Source organism: Nocardia sp. A7, from assembly GCF_046549215.1.
Classification (GTDB): Bacteria; Actinomycetota; Actinomycetes; order Mycobacteriales; family Mycobacteriaceae; genus Nocardia.
Window position 1 is genome coordinate 365,725 of sequence record NZ_JAJPWE010000003.1, and the last position, 21,936, is coordinate 387,660.

25 protein-coding genes are annotated in these 21,936 nt (G+C 65.0%); 6 read left to right on the forward strand and 19 right to left on the reverse strand.

The genetic code is table 11. The features are described 5' to 3' along the window. Window positions 1-73: 73 nt before the first annotated feature. Both ACLJPD_RS19665 and ACLJPD_RS19670 read right to left on the reverse strand, forming a co-directional pair. Window positions 74-868: an ESX secretion-associated protein EspG gene (locus ACLJPD_RS19665; protein ID WP_410873927.1), complete on the reverse strand. Its 795-nt coding sequence runs from the start codon at window positions 866-868 to the stop codon at window positions 74-76. Then, window positions 865-2,766: a hypothetical protein gene (locus tag ACLJPD_RS19670; protein ID WP_410873929.1), complete on the reverse strand. Its 1,902-nt coding sequence runs from the start codon at window positions 2,764-2,766 to the stop codon at window positions 865-867. Before ACLJPD_RS19670 ends, ACLJPD_RS19665 begins: the two co-directional genes overlap by 4 nt. A 254-nt stretch (window positions 2,767-3,020) precedes the next feature. Here ACLJPD_RS19670 and ACLJPD_RS19675 point away from each other — a divergent pair, with 254 nt between their 5' ends. After that, complete coding sequence (locus ACLJPD_RS19675) at window positions 3,021-4,520, forward strand: hypothetical protein (protein ID WP_410873931.1); 1,500 nt, start codon at window positions 3,021-3,023, stop codon at window positions 4,518-4,520. 81 nt (window positions 4,521-4,601) lie between these two features. Next, window positions 4,602-5,045 (forward strand): D-aminoacyl-tRNA deacylase, encoded by a 444-nt coding sequence (gene dtd, locus ACLJPD_RS19680; RefSeq protein ID WP_410873933.1) that lies wholly within the window; start codon window positions 4,602-4,604, stop codon window positions 5,043-5,045. 86 nt (window positions 5,046-5,131) lie between these two features. Here the strand turns inward: dtd and map are convergent, their stop codons facing one another. The 10 genes from map to ACLJPD_RS19730 all read right to left on the reverse strand — a co-directional run bounded on the left by map (window position 5,132) and on the right by ACLJPD_RS19730 (window position 11,657). Beyond that, on the reverse strand, window positions 5,132-5,929 hold the full coding sequence (map, locus tag ACLJPD_RS19685; RefSeq protein WP_410873935.1) for a type I methionyl aminopeptidase: 798 nt from the start codon (window positions 5,927-5,929) through the stop codon (window positions 5,132-5,134). Window positions 5,930-5,955: 26 nt separating this feature from the next. Continuing rightward, entirely contained in the window at window positions 5,956-6,501 is a 546-nt protein-coding gene (locus ACLJPD_RS19690) for an adenylate kinase (RefSeq protein ID WP_410873937.1), read from the reverse strand. After that, window positions 6,498-7,820, reverse strand: a complete 1,323-nt coding sequence (gene secY, locus ACLJPD_RS19695; protein WP_410873939.1) for a preprotein translocase subunit SecY — start codon at window positions 7,818-7,820, stop codon at window positions 6,498-6,500. Before secY ends, ACLJPD_RS19690 begins: the two co-directional genes overlap by 4 nt. Window positions 7,821-7,984: 164 nt before the next feature. Beyond that, window positions 7,985-8,428 carry a 50S ribosomal protein L15 gene (gene rplO, locus ACLJPD_RS19700; protein WP_056818375.1) on the reverse strand — a complete coding sequence of 148 codons (444 nt, stop codon included), beginning with the start codon at window positions 8,426-8,428 and terminating at the stop codon, window positions 7,985-7,987. A gap of 2 nt (window positions 8,429-8,430) precedes the next feature. After that, window positions 8,431-8,610 (reverse strand): 50S ribosomal protein L30, encoded by a 180-nt coding sequence (rpmD, locus tag ACLJPD_RS19705; RefSeq protein WP_056819257.1) that lies wholly within the window; start codon window positions 8,608-8,610, stop codon window positions 8,431-8,433. Between the two features lies 1 nt (window position 8,611). Then, on the reverse strand, window positions 8,612-9,277 hold the full coding sequence (gene rpsE, locus ACLJPD_RS19710; protein WP_410873941.1) for a 30S ribosomal protein S5: 666 nt from the start codon (window positions 9,275-9,277) through the stop codon (window positions 8,612-8,614). Window positions 9,278-9,308: 31 nt separating this feature from the next. Then, window positions 9,309-9,716, reverse strand: a complete 408-nt coding sequence (rplR, locus tag ACLJPD_RS19715) for a 50S ribosomal protein L18 (RefSeq protein WP_410873943.1) — start codon at window positions 9,714-9,716, stop codon at window positions 9,309-9,311. Between the two features lie 2 nt (window positions 9,717-9,718). After that, the gene (rplF, locus tag ACLJPD_RS19720) at window positions 9,719-10,258 is read right to left on the reverse strand and encodes a 50S ribosomal protein L6 (RefSeq protein WP_410873945.1); all 540 of its coding nucleotides are present in this window, start codon (window positions 10,256-10,258) and stop codon (window positions 9,719-9,721) included. Between the two features lie 15 nt (window positions 10,259-10,273). Continuing rightward, window positions 10,274-10,672 (reverse strand): 30S ribosomal protein S8, encoded by a 399-nt coding sequence (rpsH, locus tag ACLJPD_RS19725; RefSeq protein WP_410873947.1) that lies wholly within the window; start codon window positions 10,670-10,672, stop codon window positions 10,274-10,276. Between the two features lie 253 nt (window positions 10,673-10,925). Then, a complete protein-coding gene (locus ACLJPD_RS19730; protein WP_410873949.1) occupies window positions 10,926-11,657 on the reverse strand; it encodes a YoaK family protein in 732 nt (243 codons plus the stop codon). 347 nt (window positions 11,658-12,004) lie between these two features. On the opposite strand from ACLJPD_RS19730, the gene ACLJPD_RS19735 reads away from it, so the two are divergent. Continuing rightward, entirely contained in the window at window positions 12,005-13,564 is a 1,560-nt protein-coding gene (locus tag ACLJPD_RS19735) for an alpha/beta hydrolase (RefSeq protein ID WP_410873951.1), read from the forward strand. Here ACLJPD_RS19735 and ACLJPD_RS19740 read toward each other — a convergent pair. From ACLJPD_RS19740 to ACLJPD_RS19770, 7 genes are all read right to left on the reverse strand, one after another. Next, a complete protein-coding gene (locus ACLJPD_RS19740) occupies window positions 13,557-13,814 on the reverse strand; it encodes a hypothetical protein (protein ID WP_410873953.1) in 258 nt (85 codons plus the stop codon). The two genes, ACLJPD_RS19735 and ACLJPD_RS19740, sit on opposite strands and share 8 nt — an antisense overlap. A gap of 157 nt (window positions 13,815-13,971) precedes the next feature. Beyond that, window positions 13,972-14,157 carry a type Z 30S ribosomal protein S14 gene (locus tag ACLJPD_RS19745; protein WP_056818387.1) on the reverse strand — a complete coding sequence of 62 codons (186 nt, stop codon included), beginning with the start codon at window positions 14,155-14,157 and terminating at the stop codon, window positions 13,972-13,974. A gap of 4 nt (window positions 14,158-14,161) precedes the next feature. Beyond that, window positions 14,162-14,725: a 50S ribosomal protein L5 gene (rplE, locus tag ACLJPD_RS19750; protein ID WP_056818389.1), complete on the reverse strand. Its 564-nt coding sequence runs from the start codon at window positions 14,723-14,725 to the stop codon at window positions 14,162-14,164. A 1-nt stretch (window position 14,726) separates the two neighbouring features. Continuing rightward, window positions 14,727-15,044 (reverse strand): 50S ribosomal protein L24, encoded by a 318-nt coding sequence (gene rplX, locus ACLJPD_RS19755; protein ID WP_056818391.1) that lies wholly within the window; start codon window positions 15,042-15,044, stop codon window positions 14,727-14,729. Between the two features lie 2 nt (window positions 15,045-15,046). Further along, complete coding sequence (gene rplN, locus ACLJPD_RS19760; protein ID WP_056818394.1) at window positions 15,047-15,415, reverse strand: 50S ribosomal protein L14; 369 nt, start codon at window positions 15,413-15,415, stop codon at window positions 15,047-15,049. A 268-nt stretch (window positions 15,416-15,683) separates the two neighbouring features. Further along, window positions 15,684-16,013 (reverse strand): hypothetical protein, encoded by a 330-nt coding sequence (locus ACLJPD_RS19765; protein WP_194825884.1) that lies wholly within the window; start codon window positions 16,011-16,013, stop codon window positions 15,684-15,686. A gap of 196 nt (window positions 16,014-16,209) precedes the next feature. Continuing rightward, window positions 16,210-18,057 (reverse strand): ABC transporter ATP-binding protein/permease, encoded by a 1,848-nt coding sequence (locus ACLJPD_RS19770; RefSeq protein ID WP_410873956.1) that lies wholly within the window; start codon window positions 18,055-18,057, stop codon window positions 16,210-16,212. A 169-nt stretch (window positions 18,058-18,226) separates the two neighbouring features. On the opposite strand from ACLJPD_RS19770, the gene ACLJPD_RS19775 reads away from it, so the two are divergent. From ACLJPD_RS19775 to ACLJPD_RS19785, 3 genes are all read left to right on the forward strand, one after another. After that, on the forward strand, window positions 18,227-19,204 hold the full coding sequence (locus ACLJPD_RS19775) for an ABC transporter substrate-binding protein (RefSeq protein WP_410873958.1): 978 nt from the start codon (window positions 18,227-18,229) through the stop codon (window positions 19,202-19,204). 33 nt (window positions 19,205-19,237) lie between these two features. Then, window positions 19,238-20,587, forward strand: a complete 1,350-nt coding sequence (locus ACLJPD_RS19780; protein ID WP_410873960.1) for a SagB family peptide dehydrogenase — start codon at window positions 19,238-19,240, stop codon at window positions 20,585-20,587. A 770-nt stretch (window positions 20,588-21,357) separates the two neighbouring features. Further along, on the forward strand, window positions 21,358-21,924 hold the full coding sequence (locus ACLJPD_RS19785; protein WP_410873961.1) for a DUF3558 domain-containing protein: 567 nt from the start codon (window positions 21,358-21,360) through the stop codon (window positions 21,922-21,924). Window positions 21,925-21,936 lie beyond the last annotated feature (12 nt).

Here is a 21,936-nt window from a genome sequence, read left to right on the forward strand (position 1 = left end):
ACTCATGTGCGTGCGCAACAGCCTCGCACGATGGGACGAACCGCGGATGACCCCGCTGTGAACGGCGGGTTCCCTAAGCGCTTGCCTCCCAGTGCGATTCCACGCGCGACATCATGCGCTCGATGGAAACATTGATCTTCGCGGTCAGGTCCGACCGTGACATCGGGGTAGCGATGGGGTTCTCGCTGGGAAGCTCGATGCCGTAGCGCCCGTCGTCGGGTAGGTCGCGCCACACCACGATGTCGCGATGCATGCCGCGTGAGCCGAACATGGACTGATTCTGCAGGATATTGATGGTTCCGGTGCGGTCGGCGGGACGGTTGAAGAACTCGGTGCTGCGCTCGACGATCGAGGTGTCGGCTGCCTCGAAGAACATCGAGGACCGCTGCCCGTACTCGTCACCGGTGCCCGCGTCGGCGGCGAGCGGGATCAACCCGCCGACGCCGGCACCGGTGACGGGCATCAGGTCGACGATGGCGTCGGCCAGACCGTGGGGTCCGATGTCGACGATCGTGTAACCACCACTGTGCGTCGGGGTTTCACCCGGCAGCTGGTTGATCAGATAGCCGTTGGCGCCGGCCCTGGCTGCCCTGGCCTTGAGCCACTGCTCGGCGTTGTCACGCGCGCTGTCCTGCCAACCTCGCAGCCGCACATACACTTCCGGCCGCTCCAGGACGTCGAAGACCGAACGAAGCGTCGGGTCGACGGTGTGCTGCAGCCGCTGCCAGACCTGGTACTTCTCCTGCTCGTAGTCCTCGTGCAGGCGAGTCCTGGACTGGAAGGTCAGCGGGCGCGGTAGGTCGGTGCCGACGAATCGCTGCCACAGCACCCGGAATTCGATATCGGTGAGTTCCCATTTCTGCGTCACGCCGGTGTCTCCGGCCGCGCGTGCGCGAGCGTGTCGGTGCTGAGGACTTCCACGGACTCGACCGGCTCTTCGATGATCTGGGCAGGCGCTTCGGTCGCCAACGACTCGGCGAACAGGCCGGTGAGCGGGGTGACGATCTCGTCCAAGCCCGCCAGATTGGAGAAATCAGGCAGCGAGGCCCGCGGGAACTCCTCACCCTCAGCCGTCTCGGTACTCTCCCCCGGCTCGCTCGCCCCGTCGACAACCGCAGTCGCGGTGTCGATGCCGAGCAACTCCGCCAGCGGCAGGAGGGCGGGGTTGTCCGCGATCAACTGCTTGATCTCGGGCGACTGCGACAGCAGTTCGGTCAGGTCGGGGAATTGCCCGAACAGGTTGCCGAGTTGGGTGAAATCGGGCAGGCCCGGTGTGGTGCCGGTCCCGCTGGTGTCGGCGGATATCTGCTGCAGCGCTGTGGCCAGCGACGGCAGCGCCTGAGTGAGCGAGGAGACCGCTGACGTGACCGCCGACATCACCGAGGAAAGAATGCTGGAAAGGTCGCCCGAGCCGGACCCGCTCGAACCCGCCGAGGACCCGGTCGAACCCGCCGATCCGGTCGAACCCGCGGTCTGGCCGTTCGTACCCTGCTGCGAACCGTTGTTGCCGGCCTGCTCGAGCGCCGCTGCTGCCTGCTGGGCGGCTTGCTGGGCTGCCTGCTGTTTGGCCACGTCGGGCGCCACTGGCTGCTGCTGGCCGCCGCCTCCGGTGTTGCCGCCACCACCGGAATTTCCACCACCACCGGAATTGCTGCCACCGCTGTTGTTATTTCCGGCGTTATTGTTGTTGTTGTTGTTATTGTTGTTATTGTTGTTGTTATTGTCAGGCACCTTCACCGGCCCCTTCGGTGCAGCAGGCTCCGCCGCCGCCGGGAACAGTTTCTCGGTGTTCATCACACCGTTGACGTAATGGCGCTCGTACCGATCGCGATTCTCCTGCAGATCGTCGTCGCACTTGTCTTCGGTCTCGATCGGCATCGACACCTTGGTCGCGTACAGCCAGTTCGCCGTGTACTCGAGATTCTGCTGCATCATCGTGAAGGAATCGCTGGCCACCATCGCCGACTTGCCGAATGTGGTGATCGCGGCCAAGGCGGCCTCGCCGCCCTGGCTCTCCCACCGGTCGCCGGTGATCTCACCTAGCTTCTGCTCGAGGTTGTAGGCGGCGCCGTGCACGGCGTGGGCCATCGCCTCCCAGATCGGTGCGTCGTTGGCCACCTCCTGCCAGGAGATCCGCTGACCGAGGTCGTACATATCGCGCCAGGACATATTGTCCGCGGCGCGGACAGGAATCCGCACGCCGCCCGATTCCGCCGTGGCGGTGCCCACGTGTTTGGGCACGTTCGCGGTCTCGATGTCGTAGTTGTGCTTCTCCATCTTGATTTCCATGCCCGTGCCCTGCTGAATATTGACATCGACTTCCCAGTGGGCCGGGTAGTAGCCGCCGGCCTGGGAGACCTCTCCCTTCAGGTCCTTGGCACCGGGCGAGGAATTCACATTCTTCAGATCGCCCTTGAGCGCGGCGATGTTGTCGCCCGAACCCTTGTCGGTCTCGGTGTACGACTCGCCCGCGGCCTTGAACATGGAGACAAGGTCTTCGAGTGAGTCGATATAGCGCCCGAGCAGGTCCTTGGCCTGGGTGGCCTCGGAGATGAACTTGGTCCGCAGCGGCGGCCCGGCATCGACTTGGCTGCCGCCCAGCTTTGACTCGTCGTAGTTGTTGAGGTCGTGGTCGCGGAACAGATTCTGGCATCCCCTGAACACCTCGATCGCCTGACTGCACGCCTTGGCGGCCTCGAGCGCGGCTCCCGTTTCGACCTTGATCTTCGCTTTGCCCGCCAGCCCCTCGAAGGGAGAATCGCCCACGCCAACCGCTCCTCGCAGCACCCCACCGCCGACCCTCGCAGTCGACCCGATCGCCTCGCATTCTAGTGAGCGACGCGAAATATGCACAGTCCCACGGAAACACCGATCTGGTTCTGGGTGAACACCCGGGTTCCGCCGACGATCACACAGCCCTCGCCGATCTGTGACAAACTCGAACGACCACCAGCGGCCGCGTAGCAGCCGTGCCCGAACGATGGATGAGGCCCAGGATTGACGTCGCGATGGAACCGCTCATGACCGACCTGAGCGACCTCGAACGGCGCGTCGCAGCCAATCGCGCCAATACCCGTAGCCAGCACGCCGACGACTACCTGCGCTTGGCCGGTTCGTTGACCGAACTGGCCCAGGGTCTGCTGGCGACCAGGGACGATCCCTCGGATCGCGATCGCACTGCCGAGGCGTTGGAGCCCGCGCAGGAAGCGGTGGCGATCCGGCTGCACTGGCTCGTCGGAGGGTACGTCTCCTACGAGTACGCGGGCGCACTGCAGGACGCGTTGCGGCAGTTCGAACAGGCGACGCGGTTGGTCGGGCATCGACAGCTCGCGACCAACACCATTCGCAGCGCCTGCTCGGCGTATCGGCAGGTCGCGCAGGACTATCCCGATGTTTCGGCCATGTGCGCCGACGGGTTGTCCAAGTGTGGCGTGTGGTTGATGCGGCTCGATCACGACGCGGCGGTTGCCGCGAGCGAGTCGGCGGTACGGATTCGGGCGGGGATGTACGCGCGTACGTCCGAGCAGCCCGGCAAGTACTTGGCGAGCCTGAGCAGCCTGTTGCGCACCTTGATGGTGGGCCGGTCGCGAAAGCAGGCCATCGCGAGCTATCGCGCGTTGTATTCCGAAGTGACCACGACAGCGAGTACCGCGAAACTGCGCGAAACTCGGGTCGAGGAACTCGATCTCACGGTCAAGACCACGCAGGCACTGGTGAAGCTGGGTGCGCACACCCTCGAACGCGCGGGGCGGCTGACCCAGCAGCAGATCCTGTACCAGTCGGGTGGCGACCTGGCCACCATTGACGAGATCAACTGGCGGCTGGCACTGGTCGGTCTCAAACCCCTTGCGGCAGGGGCGATGCCGGAGCCGCCGTCGCGGCCGGTGGAGATCTCGGCGACGTACGGCGCGATCGCCGTACGTTGTTCGGCGCCGGACGGGCTCGAGCAGGTGCGGGCCGCGATCGTCGCCGCGTTCGCCCAGGACGGGGTCGAACCGGTGGACGCGGGCAGGTTCGCGGGTGTGCACGAGAAGCACTGGGGCGTCAAAGAACCCAAGACCAATCTCGATACGCAGCTCGGTGCCGATGTCGTGCTGGTCGAGAAGTCTTCCGGCAGTTGGGTTTCGGTGAAGAGCCTTAACTGGGAGATCGGCGCGCTCGGCAAACATCCACTAGCCGTTGCTCTTTCGGCGAAGTGGCCGGTACTGACCGTCGCCACCATCGAGAAGATCTCCTACGAACTGTGCCTCTACGACAACGGCGTCGCCACCCAGTACGCCGCACTCGGCAGACCGGCCGGTCAGGCACCACTCGACACCCCGCTGGCCCCGCTGGATTTCGCGACGCTGGCCGACTACGGCGCCGACTACGCCTCCGAAACCCAGGTAAGAGCCGCTTTCGGCAACGCCGAGATGTTCGCCAAGGTCACCGAACTCCCTGGCGCGGGCATCCGCCAGTCCGCGGAGAAGGCCCCGCTCACCGACTACGGCCCGAATATCCTCTTCTTCGGCAAGAACTGACCCGTCACGGCTTCGTCTGTCAGGCCGGAATGAGCCGCCCGGAATACCGCCGAGCGCGGTCACCCGGCATGATCGGTGGCTGTGCGAGTACTGCTGCAGCGTGTGACCAGTGCCCAGGTGAGCGTGGACGATCAGGTCGTGGGACGCATCGACCCGGCGGCGACAGGTGTCCCCCACGGGCTACTCGCCCTTGTCGGCGCCACCCACACCGACACCGAGGCCATCGCCAAAGCCTTGGCTGACAAGACATATCGCCTGCGCATCCTCGACGGTGAACGCTCCGCCGCCGATCTCGACGCCCCCATCCTGGTGGTCAGCCAGTTCACCCTCTACGCGAACACCGCCAAGGGCCGCCGCCCCTCCTGGAACGCCGCCGCCCCCGGCTCCCTCGCCGAGCCCCTCGTCGACACCTTCACCGAAACCCTGCGCGAACTTGGCGCCACCGTCGCCACGGGAAAGTTCGGCGCCCACATGCGGATCGAACTCACCAACGACGGCCCGGTGACAGTTCTCCTCGAAAGCTGACCACGCTTACAGATTCAGGTGCAGCCGAAGCGCGCGATCAAGATCCGCGGCGAGCGTGGCGGTCAACCGCCCGACTACTGGGGAAACTACTCCGGGCGCAGCGTGAGGATGCGCGGGCCGTCTTCGGTGACAGCGACGCTGTGCTCCCAATGGGCCGCCCGCGACCCGTCGGTGGTGACCACGGTCCAGTCGTCATCGAGGGTCTTGGTGTCGGTGGTGCCGAGAGTCAACATCGGCTCGATCGCCAACACCGAACCGACCACCAGGCGCGGGCCCTTGCCGGGCGCGCCTTCGTTGGGCAGGAACGGATCCATGTGCATCTCGCGGCCGATGGCGTGGCCACCGTAACCGTCGACGATGCCGTACTGGCGACCGTGCGCCTGCTCGGCCGCACGAGTGCCCAGCTCGATGGCGTGCGAGACATCGGTGAGCCGGTTGCCCGGTTGCATCGCCGCGATGCCGGTCTCCATCGAGAGCCTGGTCGCCTCGCTCAGCAGCTGATCGGCCTCGATGATGGTGCCGATACCGAACGTCCACGCCGAGTCGCCGTGCCAGCCGTCGAGGATGGCGCCGCAGTCGATGGAGACGAGATCGCCCTCGACGAGAATGTCGCTCGCCGAGGGGATCCCATGGACCACACGGTCGTTGACCGAAGAACAGATCGAGCCGGGGAAGCCGTGATAACCCTTGAACGACGGGACGGCGCCCGCGTCACGGATCGTCGCCTCGGCGACCTGGTCGAGCTCCAGCGTCGAAACGCCCGGCTTGGCCGCCGCGCGAACGGCGACCAGCGTCCGTCCGACGATCGCGCCCGCTGCCTGCATGGCATCGAGCTCGCCCGCCGAACGGAACGGCACGACCTTCTTCTTACGGTTGAAGACCATCCGGCCTCAGTACTCCGATCCGCTGATTACTGACCGAGCGCCGCGAGCGCCCGGCCGTTGACCTCATCGACTTCGCCGATGCCGTCGACGGTCACCACGAGACCGTCGTAGTGCTTGAGCAGCGGCTCGGTCTCCTCACGGTAGACCCGCAGCCGGTTGCGGATGACGTCCTCGGTGTCGTCGGCGCGCCCACGGGCGAGCATGCGCTCGACCACGGTGTCCTCGGCGACCACGAAGCACAGCACGGCGTCGAGCGTGGCGCCGTTGTGCTCGAGGATCTTCTTCAACGCGTCGGCCTGGTCGACCGTGCGGGGGTAACCGTCGAGCACGAAACCGTTCGCGGCATCGGGCTCGCCGACGCGGGCCTCGACCATCCGGTTGGTCACGTCGCTGGGGACGAGGTCGCCCGCGTCCATGTACTTCTGTGCCTCACGACCGAGGGCGGTCTGCTGGCTGATGTTCGCGCGGAACAGGTCTCCGGTGGAGATGTGCGGAACGCCCAGCTTCTCTGACAGCAGGACGGCCTGAGTACCTTTGCCGGCACCCGGCGGACCGAGCAGAACAACTCTCACTTGAGGAACCCTTCGTAATTTCGATTCATCAGCTGGCTCTCGATCTGCTTGACCGTGTCGAGACCCACGCTGACCATGATGAGCACCGCGGCACCGCCGAAGGCCATGTTCGCCGACTGGCCCGTACTGCCCGCACCGAGGAACAGGCTCGGGAGCACGGTGACCGCACCGAGGTAGATCGAGCCAGGCAGGGTAATGCGGCTCAGCACAAAATTCAGGTAGTCAGCGGTCGGCTTACCAGGACGATAGCCAGGGATGAAGCCACCGAACTTCTTCATCTCGTCGGCGCGTTCCTCCGGGTTGAAGGTGATCGCGACGTAGAAGTAAGTGAAGAACACGATCAAGCCGAAGTAGATGGCGATGTAGACCGGGTTGGTCGGGTCGACCAGATACTTCTGGATGATCTCCTGCCACCAACTCGGATCCGTCGTGGTGGTCGAGGAGGTGAGCTGCGCGACCAGGTTGGGCAGGTAGAGCAGCGAGGACGCGAAGATCACCGGGATGACACCGGCCTGGTTGACCTTCAGCGGCAGATAGGTGGACGAACCGCCGTACATCTTCCGGCCGACGACGCGCTTGGCGTACTGGACCGGAATCCGGCGCTGACCCTGCTCGACGAAGATCACCGCGACGATGATCGCCAGCACGGCGGCGCACACCAGGCCGAAGACCAGGCCACCGCGAGAGTCCAGAATGGCCTTGCCGTCGAGCGGGATACGCGCGGAGATACCGGCGAAGATGAGCAGCGACATGCCGTTACCGACACCGCGCTCGGTGATCTGCTCGCCGAACCACATGACCAAGCAGGCACCGGCCGTCATCACCAGGACGATGATGACCATGCCGAAGATGCTGGTATCGGCGAGAATCGGCTCGTTACAGCCTTGCAGCAGCTGACCGCGCGCGGCGAGCGCGACGAGACCCGTGGCCTGCAGCACCGCCAAGGCGACGGACAGATACCGGGTGTACTGCGTCATCTTGGTCTGGCCGGATTGGCCTTCCTTGCGCAGTTCCTCGAACCGCGGGATGACGACGGTGAGCAGCTGGATGATGATGCTCGCGGTGATGTACGGCATGATGCCGATCGCGAACACCGAAAGCTGCAGTAGCGCACCACCGGAGAAAAGGTTGATGAGCTGGTAGATACCGGCGGATTCGCCACCGGAAACCAGCTTCACGCACTCCTGGACGTTTTGGTAGTCGACACCGGGGGACGGCAGCGCGGCACCCAACCGGTACAGCGCGATCAACCCCAGCGTGAAGAGAATCTTCCGCCGTAAGTCCGGAGTCCGGAAGGCCGATACGAAGGCGGAAAGCACAAATCCTCCTGGCGAACGACATGGTCATGCCATGCGACTGGACCACTGGACAGCATGTGGAATCGTCAGCCGATGACGAGCTTGGCAGACAACACTTGGAACTCTAACAGTGACACCGGACGAGCTCGCGACTCGTCCGGTGTCAGCTGCTGACTACAGTACCGTCAGGCCAGTTCGGTGACAGTGCCACCGGCTGCGGTGATCTTCTCCTTGGCGGAGCCGGTCACCTTGTCGGCGGTCACCTGGATGGCGACACCGATCTCGCCGTCGCCGAGAACCTTGACGAGCTCGTTCTTGCGAACGGCGCCCGCCTCGACGAGCTCGGCCTTGCCGATGGTGCCGCCCTGCGGGAACAGCTCAGCGATGCGGCCAACGTTGACGACCTGGTACTCGACCCGGAAGCGGTTGGTGAAGCCGCGAAGCTTCGGCAGACGCATGTGCAGCGGCATCTGGCCACCCTCGAACGCCGCGGGGACGTTCTTGCGTGCCTTGGTGCCCTTGGTACCGCGACCGGCGGTCTTACCCTTGGAACCCTCACCGCGACCCACACGGGTCTTCTCGGTCTTGGAGCCAGGGGCTGGACGCAGGTGGTGCAATTTGATGGTCATGTCTAGACCTCCTCAACTGTTACGAGGTGGCGCACGACATTGATCAGACCGCGGTTCTGAGCGTTGTCCTCACGAACCACCGACTGGCGGATCTTCCGCAGACCAAGCGTCCGCAGGCTGTCGCGCTGGTTCGACTTGGCACCGATCGTGCTCTTGATCTGAGTTACCTTGAGATCAGCCATGTCAGGCTCCCTGTCCTGCACGCGCACGCAGCATGCCCGCCGGAGCGACATCCTCGATCGGCAGACCGCGACGTGCGGCAACCTCTTCGGGACGCTGGAGCATCTTGAGCGCGGCAACCGTCGCGTGAACGACGTTGATCGCATTGTCGCTACCGAGCGACTTCGACAGAATGTCGTGGATACCGGCACATTCGAGCACGGCACGGCACGCACCACCGGCGATCACACCGGTACCGGGCGAAGCCGGACGCAGCATGACCACACCGGCCGCCGCCTCACCCTGAACCGGGTGGACGATGGTCGAGCCGATCATCGGGACGCGGAAGAAGCTCTTACGAGCCTCCTCGACACCCTTCTGGATGGCCGCGGGAACTTCCTTGGCCTTGCCGTAGCCGACGCCGACCAGACCGTTGCCGTCACCGACGATCACGAGGGCGGTGAAGCTGAAGCGACGACCACCCTTCACGACCTTGGAGACACGGTTGATCGCGACGACGCGCTCGAGCTGGTTCTTCTCGGCCGCGTTACCGCCACGGTCGTTGCCACCGCGACGATCGCCACCGCCACGACGGTTGCCCTCGGGGCCACCGGCGTTGCTGTTGCTGTTGTTGTTGCTGTTCGGTCCGGCGGGTCCGCCGCCGCCATCGCGCCGCTGACGTCCCGGCATCAGACGTTCCCTTCGTTCGCAAATTCAGTCATCAGAACTTCAGCCCACCTTCACGAGCGGCATCGGCCAGCGCCGCGATACGGCCGTGGTAGTCGTGACCACCACGGTCGAACACGACCGCCTCGATACCGGCAGCCTTGGCACGCTCGGCGATCAGCTGACCGACCTTCGCGCCCCTGGCGGACTTGTCACCTTCGAGCGCACGCACGTCGGCCTCGATCGAGGAAGCGGCGGCAATGGTCTTGCCCACCGAATCGTCGATCAGCTGAGCGTGCAGGTGGCGCGCGGAGCGGTTGACCACCAGGCGCGGACGCGCGGTGGTGCCTTCGACCTTCTTACGAAGACGGAAGTGACGGCGGGTCTTCGACAGGCGACGCTTCGTGGAAGCGTCCTTGCCCAGCGGAATCCGCTTCGCCTTCTGGTTAGCAGTTTGCGCCATGATCACTTACCCGTCTTTCCGACCTTGCGGCGAACGACCTCGCCGGCGTAGCGGATGCCCTTGCCCTTGTACGGGTCGGGCTTACGCAGTCCGTGGATGACAGCGGAGATCTGACCGACCGCCTGCTTGTCGATGCCGGACACTGAGAACTTGGTGGGCGATTCCACCGCGAAAGTGATGCCAGCCGGGGCCGTGATCGGCACCGGGTGGCTGTAACCGAGGGCGAACTCGAGGTTCGAACCCTTGGCCTGAACGCGGTAACCGACGCCGAAGATTTCCATCTTCTTCTCGTAGCCCTTGGTGACACCCTCGATCATGTTGGCGATCAGGGTGCGGGAAAGGCCGTGCAGCGAACGGTTCGCGCGCTCGTCGTTGGGACGAGCAACCTCGAGCTCATTACCTTCACCCTTGGTGATGGTGATGGGCTCGGCCACGGTGTGGGAAAGGGTGCCCTTTGGCCCCTTGACCGTGACAACCTGGCCGTCGATTGCGACGTCGACGCCGGCCGGAATCTCGATGGGCTTCTTACCAATACGCGACATTAGTCCTGACCTCCCTTACCAGACGTAGGCGAGGACTTCGCCCCCGACGCCCTGCTTGGCCGCCTGACGGTCGGTGAGCAGACCGGTCGACGTGGAAATGATCGCCACGCCGAGGCCGCCGAGGACCTTGGGCAGGTTGGTGGACTTCGCGTACACACGCAGACCCGGCTTCGAGACGCGACGCAGGCCCTGCAGGCTGCGCTCACGGCTGGGGCCGTACTTCAGATCGACGACGATGGCCTTGCCAACGGTCGCGTCTTCGGTGCGGTAATCGGAGATGTAGCCCTCACGCTTGAGGATCTCGGCGATGTTCACCTTGATCTTCGAGTGGGGAGCCTTCACCTGATCGTGGTACGCCGAGTTGGCGTTGCGCAGACGCGTCAAGAAGTCTGCGATCGGATCAGTCATGGTCATGGTTAGACCTCGACACCTTTCTCGCTGCGGTTCCCATGCAACATCTCCCGCGTTCGCACGCGGATGATCGTGGGCCTACAACAATTCGGCTGGTCCGGTCGGCACTTACCGACCGGATGAGTTCTCTTGCGAGCTCTCGGCGCCTGGGGGTCCACTCACGCTGAACGTAGAGCGGACACAGATCTGCCCAGGCAACCGGTCTAGTGTAGGCAATGCCGTGGTCAGGACCAAACCCGGGGTGCGGCGACTTCGGTCACGCGGCGGTGTGGTCCGCCTTGGCGCCCGCCTTGAAGGTGATCAGGATCGCCGCGGCCGAGACGCCGGTGGCGACGATCAACATCATCTCACCACCCACCACCGTGCTCATCAATCCGCCGAGCAGGGCGCCGACCGCGAAGGCACCGTACTGCATCCCGTAGCCGAGCCAATCGCGCGAGCTACCCCCACTGACGTGGCTTTCGATGCCCTGGCTCAGTTTCACGACCGTTCCGGTGGCATAGCTGAGCGGAACGCTGGTCTCGCCGTTCTTGACGAACGCGGTGTTGAGCGCGCCCACCGCGAAGGCGACGAACGAGATCGGGATGAATCCCAGTTCCGATCCGCCGGTGCGGTCGAGGGCGAAGTCGACGATCGCCGCCACGGCGAGCGCCACGGTGGTGACCACCGACGCTCCGTAGTGGCCGCTGCGCCACAGCCGCCGCCGGAGCAACGAGGCGACGAACACGCCGAGCCCGAAGGAAAAGAGCAGCGCGATGGCACCGGTGGCCAGCAATTTATCGTTGTCGAACCAGCCGAGAACGGCGCGCTCGGTATTACCGGTCATAAATGTCACGAAATAACCGGCGGAATGCGTATAAGCTGCCGCGCCGATAAATCCCGCCAATATCGAAAGAAATGCGACCATCGGCATCGCACCCGCGGGAATCCCACGTAGGGGCGCCCGGTGGGCCACGTCACGCGGCTTGTTCGCTGTGGTCAGAGTCACGATCTCACATCCTCTGCATTTGTCCGGCAAGGGATCGACACTGACGCCCATCTACATGCTGCATTATCACGTACACCCCGTACAGTAGCGACGAAATAAATAGCCGACCAGTACGGAGATCACATTCTCGGGAAAGACACAGGAAAATGAGGTGCCGGTAATGCTGCAGTAACCGAACAATTCGTCATGAATTCCGAATTCCGCCGTGCGAAGACCGCGGGCGACCTGCGACGACACTGCCCGCACATCGAATTGTGTTGGATACCAACCACTTTGCGTTCGTAAGCGCTGCTCACGAGTGTGGTAACTTCGCGAGGTTCGTCGGATCTGCGCAGGAGGCTCGGCCGTTGTTCTCCCACCGTGCGTGCCGCCGGGGCTCGGCCTCTCTGCTCGCCGTACTGCTCTGGACAGGCGCGCTCATCGCACCCGTGCACGCGTCGGCCGATCCCTACGTCGACCAGCTCGCCGAGGCCGCCGCCACCCCGACGCTGGCATGGGAATCCTGCGCGGACGGGTTCGAATGCGCACTGGCCCAGGTGCCGATGGACTACAACAGCCCGCAGGCCGCGCAGATCGACCTTGCTGTCATCAAACTGCCCGCATCCGATCCCGCACGTCGTATCGGCTCGTTGTTCGTCAACTTCGGTGGACCGGGTCCGTCCGGCGTGGATCGACTCCGTGAGCGGGCCCGCTGGCAGTGGTTGTTCTCCGACGAACTGCGCGCCCGCTTCGATCTGGTCTCCTGGGATCCGCGTTCGGTCTCGCGCAGCGCGGGCACGCAGTGTTTCGCCGACGCGGCCGAGCAGGCCGGCTACCTCGGCTCGTTCCCCGGGACGCCCACCGAACCGCACGACGAACCCGCCTTCTTCGCCGCCTCCGCCGACATCGCCGACCGCTGCGCCCGCAACGCGGGCCCGATCCTGCACCACGCCTCTACCGCCAATACCGCCCGCGACCTGGACCTACTCCGCCGTGCGGTCGGCGATGAAGCCATGACCTTCCACGGCATCTCCTACGGCACCCAGGTCGGCGCGGTCTACGCCAACATGTTCCCCGGCCGGGTCCGCGCGATGGCGTTCGACGGTTCCCTCGACTTCGAGGGCAATGTGAACGGCCACGGCGCCGACGGCGCGAACCTGCCGCTCGACACCCGCCAAGGCGTGGCCGCGGGCATCGCCGAAACCTTCGACACTTTCCTGCGCGACTGCTCCGCCGCCGGTCCACGCTGCGCGTTCGCCACGGGCGACCCGAAACTCAAATGGATCGCGCTGGCCGAACGCGCCCGCCTCGCCCCGATCACGGTCGACGGAACCCCATGGACGTTCTCCCAGATAGTCAGCACCGCAGGCAGCCTTTCCCGCCCTGACACCTATTCCGACCTGGCGATTTTCCTCCAGAACCTGTTCGACGCGGCGACGGTCCTGCCCACCCGAGATCCCGACGCGCTCTTCTCGCGCGAGCACACAGCCAACCGCGTCGAGGCCTTCTACACGATCCAATGTTCCGACAGCACCGTCCCCACGGACCCCGCCGTCTACAGCCGAGTGGCGGCAGCCGAAGACCTCCAGTCCCGCTACTTCGGCCGAACCGCCGTCTTCAACGCCGCCCCCTGTGCCTTCTGGCAGGCCGAGGACCGAGACCGCTACACGGGCCCGTGGAACCGCGAAACCGCCGCCCCGATCCTCGTCCTCAACAGCCGCTACGACCCGGCCACCCCACTACACGGCGCCAAAGCCGGTGCGGCCCAACTGAACCGAGCCCAGGTAGTCGTCATCGAGGGCTCGGGCCACAGCTCCATGTACGTCCAGAGCACCTGCGCCGAACACCTCAAACGCGACTACCTGTTCACCGCCCAACTCCCACCGGCAGGCATCAGCTGCGGAATCGACCGCTCCCCGTTCAGCTGAACATGCAGAGCAGGTCGTAGAGCGGCGGCTTGTCCACGCTGCCCGTGGAGAACAACAACTGCGCGATCGGCGAACAGATCAACTGCGTCTCCGACGACCCCGATCCACCCCCGGACCCGGAACCGCCGCTGGGGGCGGCGGATGCGACAGCAGGCGCCCCGAGGAGCGCGACGGAAAGAACAGCGACTGCGGCGAACTTCTTCATGCGCCAAGAGAACACACCGGTAGCCGGTTTCGGAGTGAAATGCATACATTTCATCCCAACCTCGTGACAGTCCACAGCTTGGGGCAATTCACCCACCTACGGGTCAACAACTGAACGCGCAAAGGCACGGACTCCCGTCGGAAGTCCGTGCCCTGCTTCGATATTCGCCTAGGCGGCAGATGCGCTCACGAGGAGCGCGAGCTCACCAGGAGCTCTTGTGCACGCCCGGGAGCTCACCGCGGTGCGCCATTTCGCGGACGCAGATACGGCACAGGCCGAACTTGCGGTAGACCGCGTGCGGGCGACCGCAACGCTGGCAGCGGGTGTAGGCGCGAACCGCGAACTTCGGCTTCGCCTCGGCCTTGATGCGCAGTGCTTTCTTAGCCATGTGCTCAGTTCTCCTTGAACGGGAAGCCGAGGTGCTTCAGCAGCGCGCGGCCTTCTTCGTTGTTGGTCGCCGTGGTGACAACCGTGATGTCCATACCGCGCGGGCGGTCGATGGAATCCACGTCGATCTCATGGAACATCGACTGCTCGCTGAGGCCGAACGTGTAGTTGCCGTTGCCGTCGAACTGCTTCGGCGACAGGCCGCGGAAGTCGCGGATACGGGGCAGTGCGATGGACACGAGACGGTCCAGGAACTCCCACATACGGTCGCCACGAAGGGTGACCTTCGCGCCGATCGGCATGCCTTCACGCAGCTTGAACTGCGCGATCGACTTGGTGGCCTTACGGATTTCGGGCTTCTGGCCGGTGATCAGCTCGAGGTCCTTGACGGCACCGTTGATCAGCTTCGCGTCACGGGCGGCGTCGCCGACACCCATGTTCACGACGACCTTGACGACGCCAGGGATCTGCATCACGTTGGCGTACTCGAACTCGCCGTTGAGCGCGTCCTTGATCTCGGCGCGGTAGCGCGCCTTCAGCCGGGGCTGAGTCTGCTCAGAGGTGGTCATGTCAGATGTCCTTCCCGTTTTTACGGGAGATCCGGACGCGCTTGCCGGACTCTTCGTCGGTGCGGTAGCCGACGCGAGTCGGGTTACCGTCGGAGTCGACGACCATCACGTTGGAAACCTGGATGGGGGCTTCCTGGGTGACGATGCCACCCGAGGACGCGCCACGCTGGTTCGCGGAATCCGCGACGTGCTTCTTGATGCGGTTCACGCCTTCGACGAGAACCTTGCCGGTCGCCGGGAAAGCCTGAATGACCTTGCCCTTGGCGCCCTTGTCCTTGCCCGAAATGACGAGCACGGTGTCACCCTTGTGCACCTTCATAGTCAGAGCACCTCCGGGGCCAGCGAAACGATCTTCATGAAGCGCTTGTCACGCAGCTCGCGGCCGACCGGGCCGAAGATGCGGGTGCCACGAGGATCGTTGTCCGGCTTGATCAGCACGGCAGCGTTCTCGTCGAACTTGATGTAGGAGCCGTCCGGACGACGACGCTCCTTGGTGGTGCGAACGACGACAGCCTTGACGACGTCGCCCTTCTTCACGTTGGCGCCGGGGATGGCGTCCTTCACGGTGGCGACGATGATGTCACCGATACCGGCATAGCGACGCGACGAGCCACCGAGCACGCGGATGCAAAGGATTTCCTTCGCTCCGGTGTTGTCGGCGACGCGCAGTCGCGACTCCTGCTGAATCACTTCAGCACCTCCTGGACCTGGATGTATACGTACGCCGGATTGCCGACCCGACGCACATGGTCAGTCACCCTCCGGACGCGCGCCTGCCAGCGGAAATACCTTCCACTGGGGGTTCACTGCCGGATTGCGAGGGCATAGCTCCCGCAGGCAACCGTTCTAGTGTAGGTGAAGCTCCGGGACGATCCCAACCGGGGTGCCAAGGCCGACCCGTTCACAGCCGACTCACTCGACGCACGGGTGAGCCGGGGTAACGAGTGCCGAACCGCGGTCAGCCGCCGCCGGACTCATCGTCGATCTCGGCCAAGAGATACTGCCCGGGCACGAACTCCGATTCGGTCGGCGACTTGCCATCGGTGCTGGTAATCCAGGCGAGATCGATATACGCGTGATCGGACAGCCCATCCAAGGCCGCGAGTGAGATTTCGGCCGTACCGCCGCCCGGCATCGGGACCGACCCCCGGAAGCCGCCGAACTGCTCTCGCCACTGCGCGAGGGTTCGCCCACCCGGCCGATCAGGCATCTCCCGCAGCACCTTCTCGTCGTAGTGCACGACACTCGCGACTATCCAGATTTTCGCCACGACATCCCCCTCGGTCACCGTGCCAGCAATCCTACCGACCCGATACAGACCAAACAGTTCGAAGGGCCTGGGTGCCGACGGTGATGATCTGAACGCGGGCAGCGGACCTGCGAACCGGCGACGGGTAGCTCGGGCAGCGCCTCCTGACGACAGCGGCCGAGCGAGGCCCGATCAGGGCTTCGCTCGGCCGCTACTCGACCAGGTCGAGGTTGTATCAGCCCGCTACCGGTGCCAGTTCCCACGGACCGTCACCCGTGAGGGTGAGGACTTGGGTGTGGTGCTGGTCGACGGTGCTGCGGTGGGCCACCGAGACCACGATGGTGTCCGGAGCCTCGGTGCGGATCAGTTTGTAGAGGGAGTATTCCAGGCCCTCGTCGACGGCGGAGGTGGCCTCGTCGAGGAAGACCACCTTGGGCCGGACCAGCAGGATGCGAGCGAAGGCCAAACGCTGCTGCTCACCCGGGGACAGGATTTTCGCCCAGTCGTCCTCTTCGTCGAGGCGGTCAACGAGATGGCCGAGGTGGACCTTGGCGAGGACCTCGCGCAGCCTGTCGTCACTGACGTCCTCGGACTTGGCCGGGTATTCGACCGCGGTCCGCAGATCCCCGAGCGGGAGATAGGGGAGCTGGGACAGGAACAACGTCTCAGTGCCCGCGGGGCGGCTGATCTCACCGTCGCTGTACGGCCACATCTGCGCGAGCGCGCGCAGCAACGTGGTCTTCCCGGTACCCGAGGCACCCTTGACGACCAACGCGTCACTGGGGACCAGCCGCAGATTCAGGTCGTCGATGAGCACTTCACCGTCGGGCTTGCGGACATCGACCTTGTCGAGGCGCACGGCGTCGTCCAGGTCGACGGCGGCGAGCTTGGGGAGGGCACGGGATTCCTTGCTGGCGAGCAGCAGACCGTCGAGACGGATGAGGGAGGCTCGATACTCGGCGAAGTCGTCGTAGGACTCACGGAAGAACGACAGGGAGTCCTGGATTTCCCTGAAGGCCGTAGCCGTCTGATTCATTCCACCCAGGGTGATCGAGCCACTGAAGAAGCGCGGCGCCTGGATGAGATACGGGAAGAGATAGGCGGATTGGCTGACGACGAAGTTCCAACCCGTGAACTTGATGTACCGGTAGATGTAGGCCCACTGGACCCGGATCACCTCGGCGAATCGGCTGAGCAGGTTGGTCCGTTCGACGCCCTGACCCCGGTAGAACGCGATGCTCTCCGCCGCGTCACGCACCCGCACCAGCGCGTAACGGAAATCGGCGGTGGTCCGTTCTCGCAGGAAGTTGATCCGGATCAGCGGGTGGCCGATCCAGAAGGCGATCACGGTGGACACCAGGACATAGGTCATCACGATGACCAGCGCGGCCCGGGGAATGGTGACGCCGAGAAGGGTCATCGGCCCCGACAGATCCCACAGGACCTTGGTGAAGGACACAACCGAGACGACGGCCGTCACCGCGCCGAGTGCCAGTGCGCGGGACTGCGCGGTGAACGTGTCGGTATCGGCCTGGATTCGCTGGTCGGGGTTGTCGATCGTGTTGTCGATGAACCGGGCCCGGTAGAAGGCGCGGCCCTCCATCCAGTCGCCGGTGACGCGCTCGGTCAACCACACCCGCCAGCGGATGTCGAAGGCCAGTTTGGCGTACAGGTACACCAACTCTTTGACCGTCCAGATGGTGATCAACAGAGTGAACAGCTTCGCGGAGTTCCAGAACCCGGTCTTGGCGTCCGAGAGTGACGCGTCGTCACCGGAGTTCAACGCGGAGGCGGCGAGCTGGAACGAGGCGAACATGTCGTTGCCCCAGTAGCTGAGCAGCACGCTCAATCGGACAGTCAGCAGGGCCATGAACAGCAGTGCCGCGATGAAAAGCCAAGTGCGCCAGGCTCCGGGGCCACGGAAGTAATCACCGCTGACGTACCAGAACTGGCGACCCCACTTCGTCAGCCTGAGCAACAGTGCGGCGATCACCACGAATGCCACTGCGGTGATGAGGAAGGCGATCCCGAGCCATTTCAGACTCTCGAACCACTCGACGCTCCAGTCTCTAGACGTCTCCACGCACGCTTCCCATCCCACGAAGGCCGAAATTCGGCGCAGTCTAACCCGGCGTCAGCGCCCGCGCCCGACATGCGGCACGCGCCTTCGACCATCGAGTAACCACCGAAAAGTGACGTAGGTTAGCCTAGGCTGATTTACGCTGGAACTTGCTCTACGGAGGGTGCACCCCATGACGACTGTTCGGACTTCGCGCGGCTGGCGACGCGCGGCGCTGACCGCGCTCGCCGGTGCCCTCGCCTTCGGTGTCGTCGCCTGCGGTTCCACCGATGAGGAGTCCACCGCGGGCGAAGCGGTGACCATCACCCACGCCCGCGGCGAGACCACCGTCCCCGGCACCCCGAAGAAGATCGTCGCCCTCGGTAACCAGTGGCTCGACAGCTCTCTCGCCCTCGGCGTGGTGCCCGTCGGCTATATCGACAACGTCTCCGCCGTCTCCAAGAGCACCCCGCCGTGGACGCCGGAGTCCCTGAAGCAGGCCACCGCGCTCAACACCACCGGCAGTATCGCCGAGCAGGTCGCGGCGCTGGAGCCGGATCTGATTCTGGCCGACCCGTTCATCGCGGATCAGAAGACCTACGGCGACCTGTCCAAGGTCGCCCCGACCCTGCCCGCGCTCACCAAGGACGCTGTCACCCCGTGGCAGGACCAGATCACCGCGCTGGGCAAGGTGCTGCACAAGGAGTCCGACGCGAGCGCGGTGATCAAGAAGGTCGAAGACAAGGTCGCCGCCATCGTCACCGCCAACCCCGGCCTGAAGGGCAAGACCTTCGCCAGCACCTGGCTCGCGAGCCCCGCGCAGCTGATGGTGCTCACCGACCCCAACGACGGTTCGGCCAAGGTGTTCACCGCGCTCGGCATGGGCATCCCGGCCAACCTCACCGCCCTGCCCGCCAATCAGGGCCGCCTGGCCTTGTCGCCGGAGCGGGTCGACGAGCTCACCGCCGACCTGCTGCTGGCCGGCTACTCCCCCGGCCTCGACGAGAAGTACCGGCAGCTGCCGGGTTACGCCGATCTGCCGTCGGTGCGCAAGGGTTCGGTCGTGTTCCTGACCACGCAGGAGATCAGCGCGATCAACCAGCCGAGCGCCCTGTCGGTGCCGTACATGCTGGACAAGCTGGAGCCCGCGTTCGCCGCTGCTTCGAAATAGGCCCAAATCCGTTCGACCCAGCAAGGATTCGCCGTGCTCGCCTCCGCATACCCCGCCCAGACCCGATTCGCGCTGCGCGCCGGTGTCACCTGCCTGACGACTCCCGCGGGCGCGGTGCTGCTGAACCCGCCGCGCAACGAGAAGCTCACCGGTCTGGGCGCGGGTGCGTTGCAGGCGCTGAAAACCCTGAACCAGGGCCCGGCGACAGCGGCGGAAATGGCGACCGCGGCGGCGGGCGACGACATCACCGCCCTGATGCGCAAGCTCACCGACGGCGGCTGGCTCTCGGTGACGGTCCGCGACGGCGGCCGCGACCTCTACAGCATCCGCCCCTTCGCCGACCCGGCCCCACGCCCCGAGGTGGCCCTGCCCACCTGGTCGGCGACACTGTCGAAATTCGCCGTCCTGCATCGCGACAACCAGGGCTTCGTCCTCGAACACCCGCGGTCCTGGTGTGACCTGCGCATCCACGACCCGCGACTGCTTGCCCTGCTCGACGGCCCCCTCGCCGCCGACTCCCCGGTCCCCGCCGCCGTGAAAACCCAGTTCATGGCCGACCTGCAGTGGTGCGGCTTCCTGGTCGACGGCGACGAGGAAGAACGCGAGTTCACCACCCGCTCCTGGAACACCCCCGACCTGTGGTTCCACCGCCGCAGCACCCTCGGCGCCCGGACGATCACCTGGGACGACTTCGGCCCCACCCGCTGGGCCGACGGCCAGTTCCCCGAATTGCCCGCGCGCCGTGCGACATTCGACGGTGCCCCGACCGCCCTCGCGAAGCCCGACCTGGTGTCGCTGCGCGTCGACGACCCGAGCCTGGCCGCCACCATCGAAGACCGCGTCTCCACCCGCGCCTTCGACGACGCCACCCCCATCACCTCGGTTCAATTGGGCGAGTTGCTGTTCCGCACCGCCCGCACCCGCGAAGACGGCTCCCGTCCCTACCCCTCCGGCGGCGAGGCCTACGAACTCGAGATCTACCCCGTGGTGCGCAACGTCGCAGGCCTGGAAAACGGCATGTACCACTACGATTCGGCCGACCACGCCCTGCGCCAGGTAGCCCCCGCCGAATCCCCCGCCGTCCAGAAGCTCCTGAAATCCACCTCCGCAACCCTGGCAGGCGGCGCCCAACCCCAAGTCCTGCTACTGGTTTCGGCCCGCGCGGGCCGCGTCATGTGGAGCTACGAACAGGTCGCCTACGCCAACATCCTCAAACACGTAGGCGTCCTCATGCAGACCGTCTACCTCACCGCCACCGCCATGAACCTCGGCGTCGTCGCCCAGGGCTTCAGCGACACCTCCGCCTTCGCGTCGGCCACCGGCCTCGACGAACTCGAAGAGTGCAACGTCGGCAGCATCATCGTGGGCTCCCCCGCCCGCTGACCCGCGCCTGACGGTTTCGCCCGAGCGCGCCGGGTGCCCCAGCGATCGCCTGGGCACCCGTTCACACGGAAGTCCCTGGCCAGAGCGGGAACTCGTTAGTTGCTAGTGCGAGCGGGAGTGTGTAGCGTCACACAAACAAGAACGGCCGCCCGGCGAGTTGGCGCTCACCGAACGGCCTGGGTACGAAACAGTCAGTAGCTGTTCGCACCGTAGGGTGAAATCCTACATGCAACGGCTCGACGCTCCATGCGTCGGGCTTTCGTCGTTTCAGGGGTGAACTCTGCCCTGACGACGGGCTGTCTGTGTCGTGTCCTGGGCCTGGCCGCTCCTGTCGGTCGTTATCGGAGAGCCCGACCGAGGGACAGACAACCCTGACACCCAGCCTCCTGCGAGCACCTTCGTCGTGCGCCTCGCACGTACGCACCTGGTCGGTTCGGGAGTGCACACCTTCGACCGGGTCCAACATCGCCACACGCCGAAACAGGCGTGGGGCCAATCGTGTTGGCCGAGGACGCAAATCGGGGTTCGGTGCGGGGAAGCGGGCAGGGATGGTTACGACACCGGCACCCCTGGGTGCTCCATTCGGTCCAACACAGCGCGGGCGCACGGACGAGCCGAGGTGCGGTGCGGCTACACCGCCGCGGGCACTACTTGGCTCACCCAGCACCAGCTGGTAACGATTGCTTGTGATGGGATGGAACCGATCAGCTTCGGGGTGCGTCTAAGTTGATGTAGGCGGGTTGCTGCCGTGTCGACCAGGTAGGAGTGCTGTGCGAAGCGTTGTGGTGATGCGGGCTGTGGTCTGTGGTGTGGTCGGGGCGGCTGTGCTTGCGGGGTGTGGGGGGACTGAGGACGGGTCGGCTGGGCCTACGACTACGGTGCGGGATCCGGACAGTATCGAGGTGTTCAATCCGTGTCGGGGGGCGTTGTCGGATGAGGTTCTGCGCGAGGTAGGCCTCGATCCGGCGACCAAGGGCATCACGACAGACCCGCCGACGGGGGTGTCTGCATGGCGTATCTGCGGGTGGCTACCACTCGACGACAGGTATGGATCCGGTAAGCGGCGCGTGAGCGTCTTCTCTACCAGCCACACGCTCGACGAAGCCCGGAAGAAGGACAGCGCGGTCGTCATCCGCGATACCACTGTGAATGGGCGGTCCGGTCTCATCTCGAAGGAGAAGGAGGATCCCGATGCCTGTATCGCGTCCTTCGAGGCTGAGCAAGGCATGTTCGAGGTCCGGACGTCGTGGTTGAGCACCGAAGGTCCGCGGGTCGGCGACGTATGCGTCATGGCGGAGCAGTATGCGACCGCTCTCGAACCGCATCTGCCGAAGTAAGTATCAGGGAGG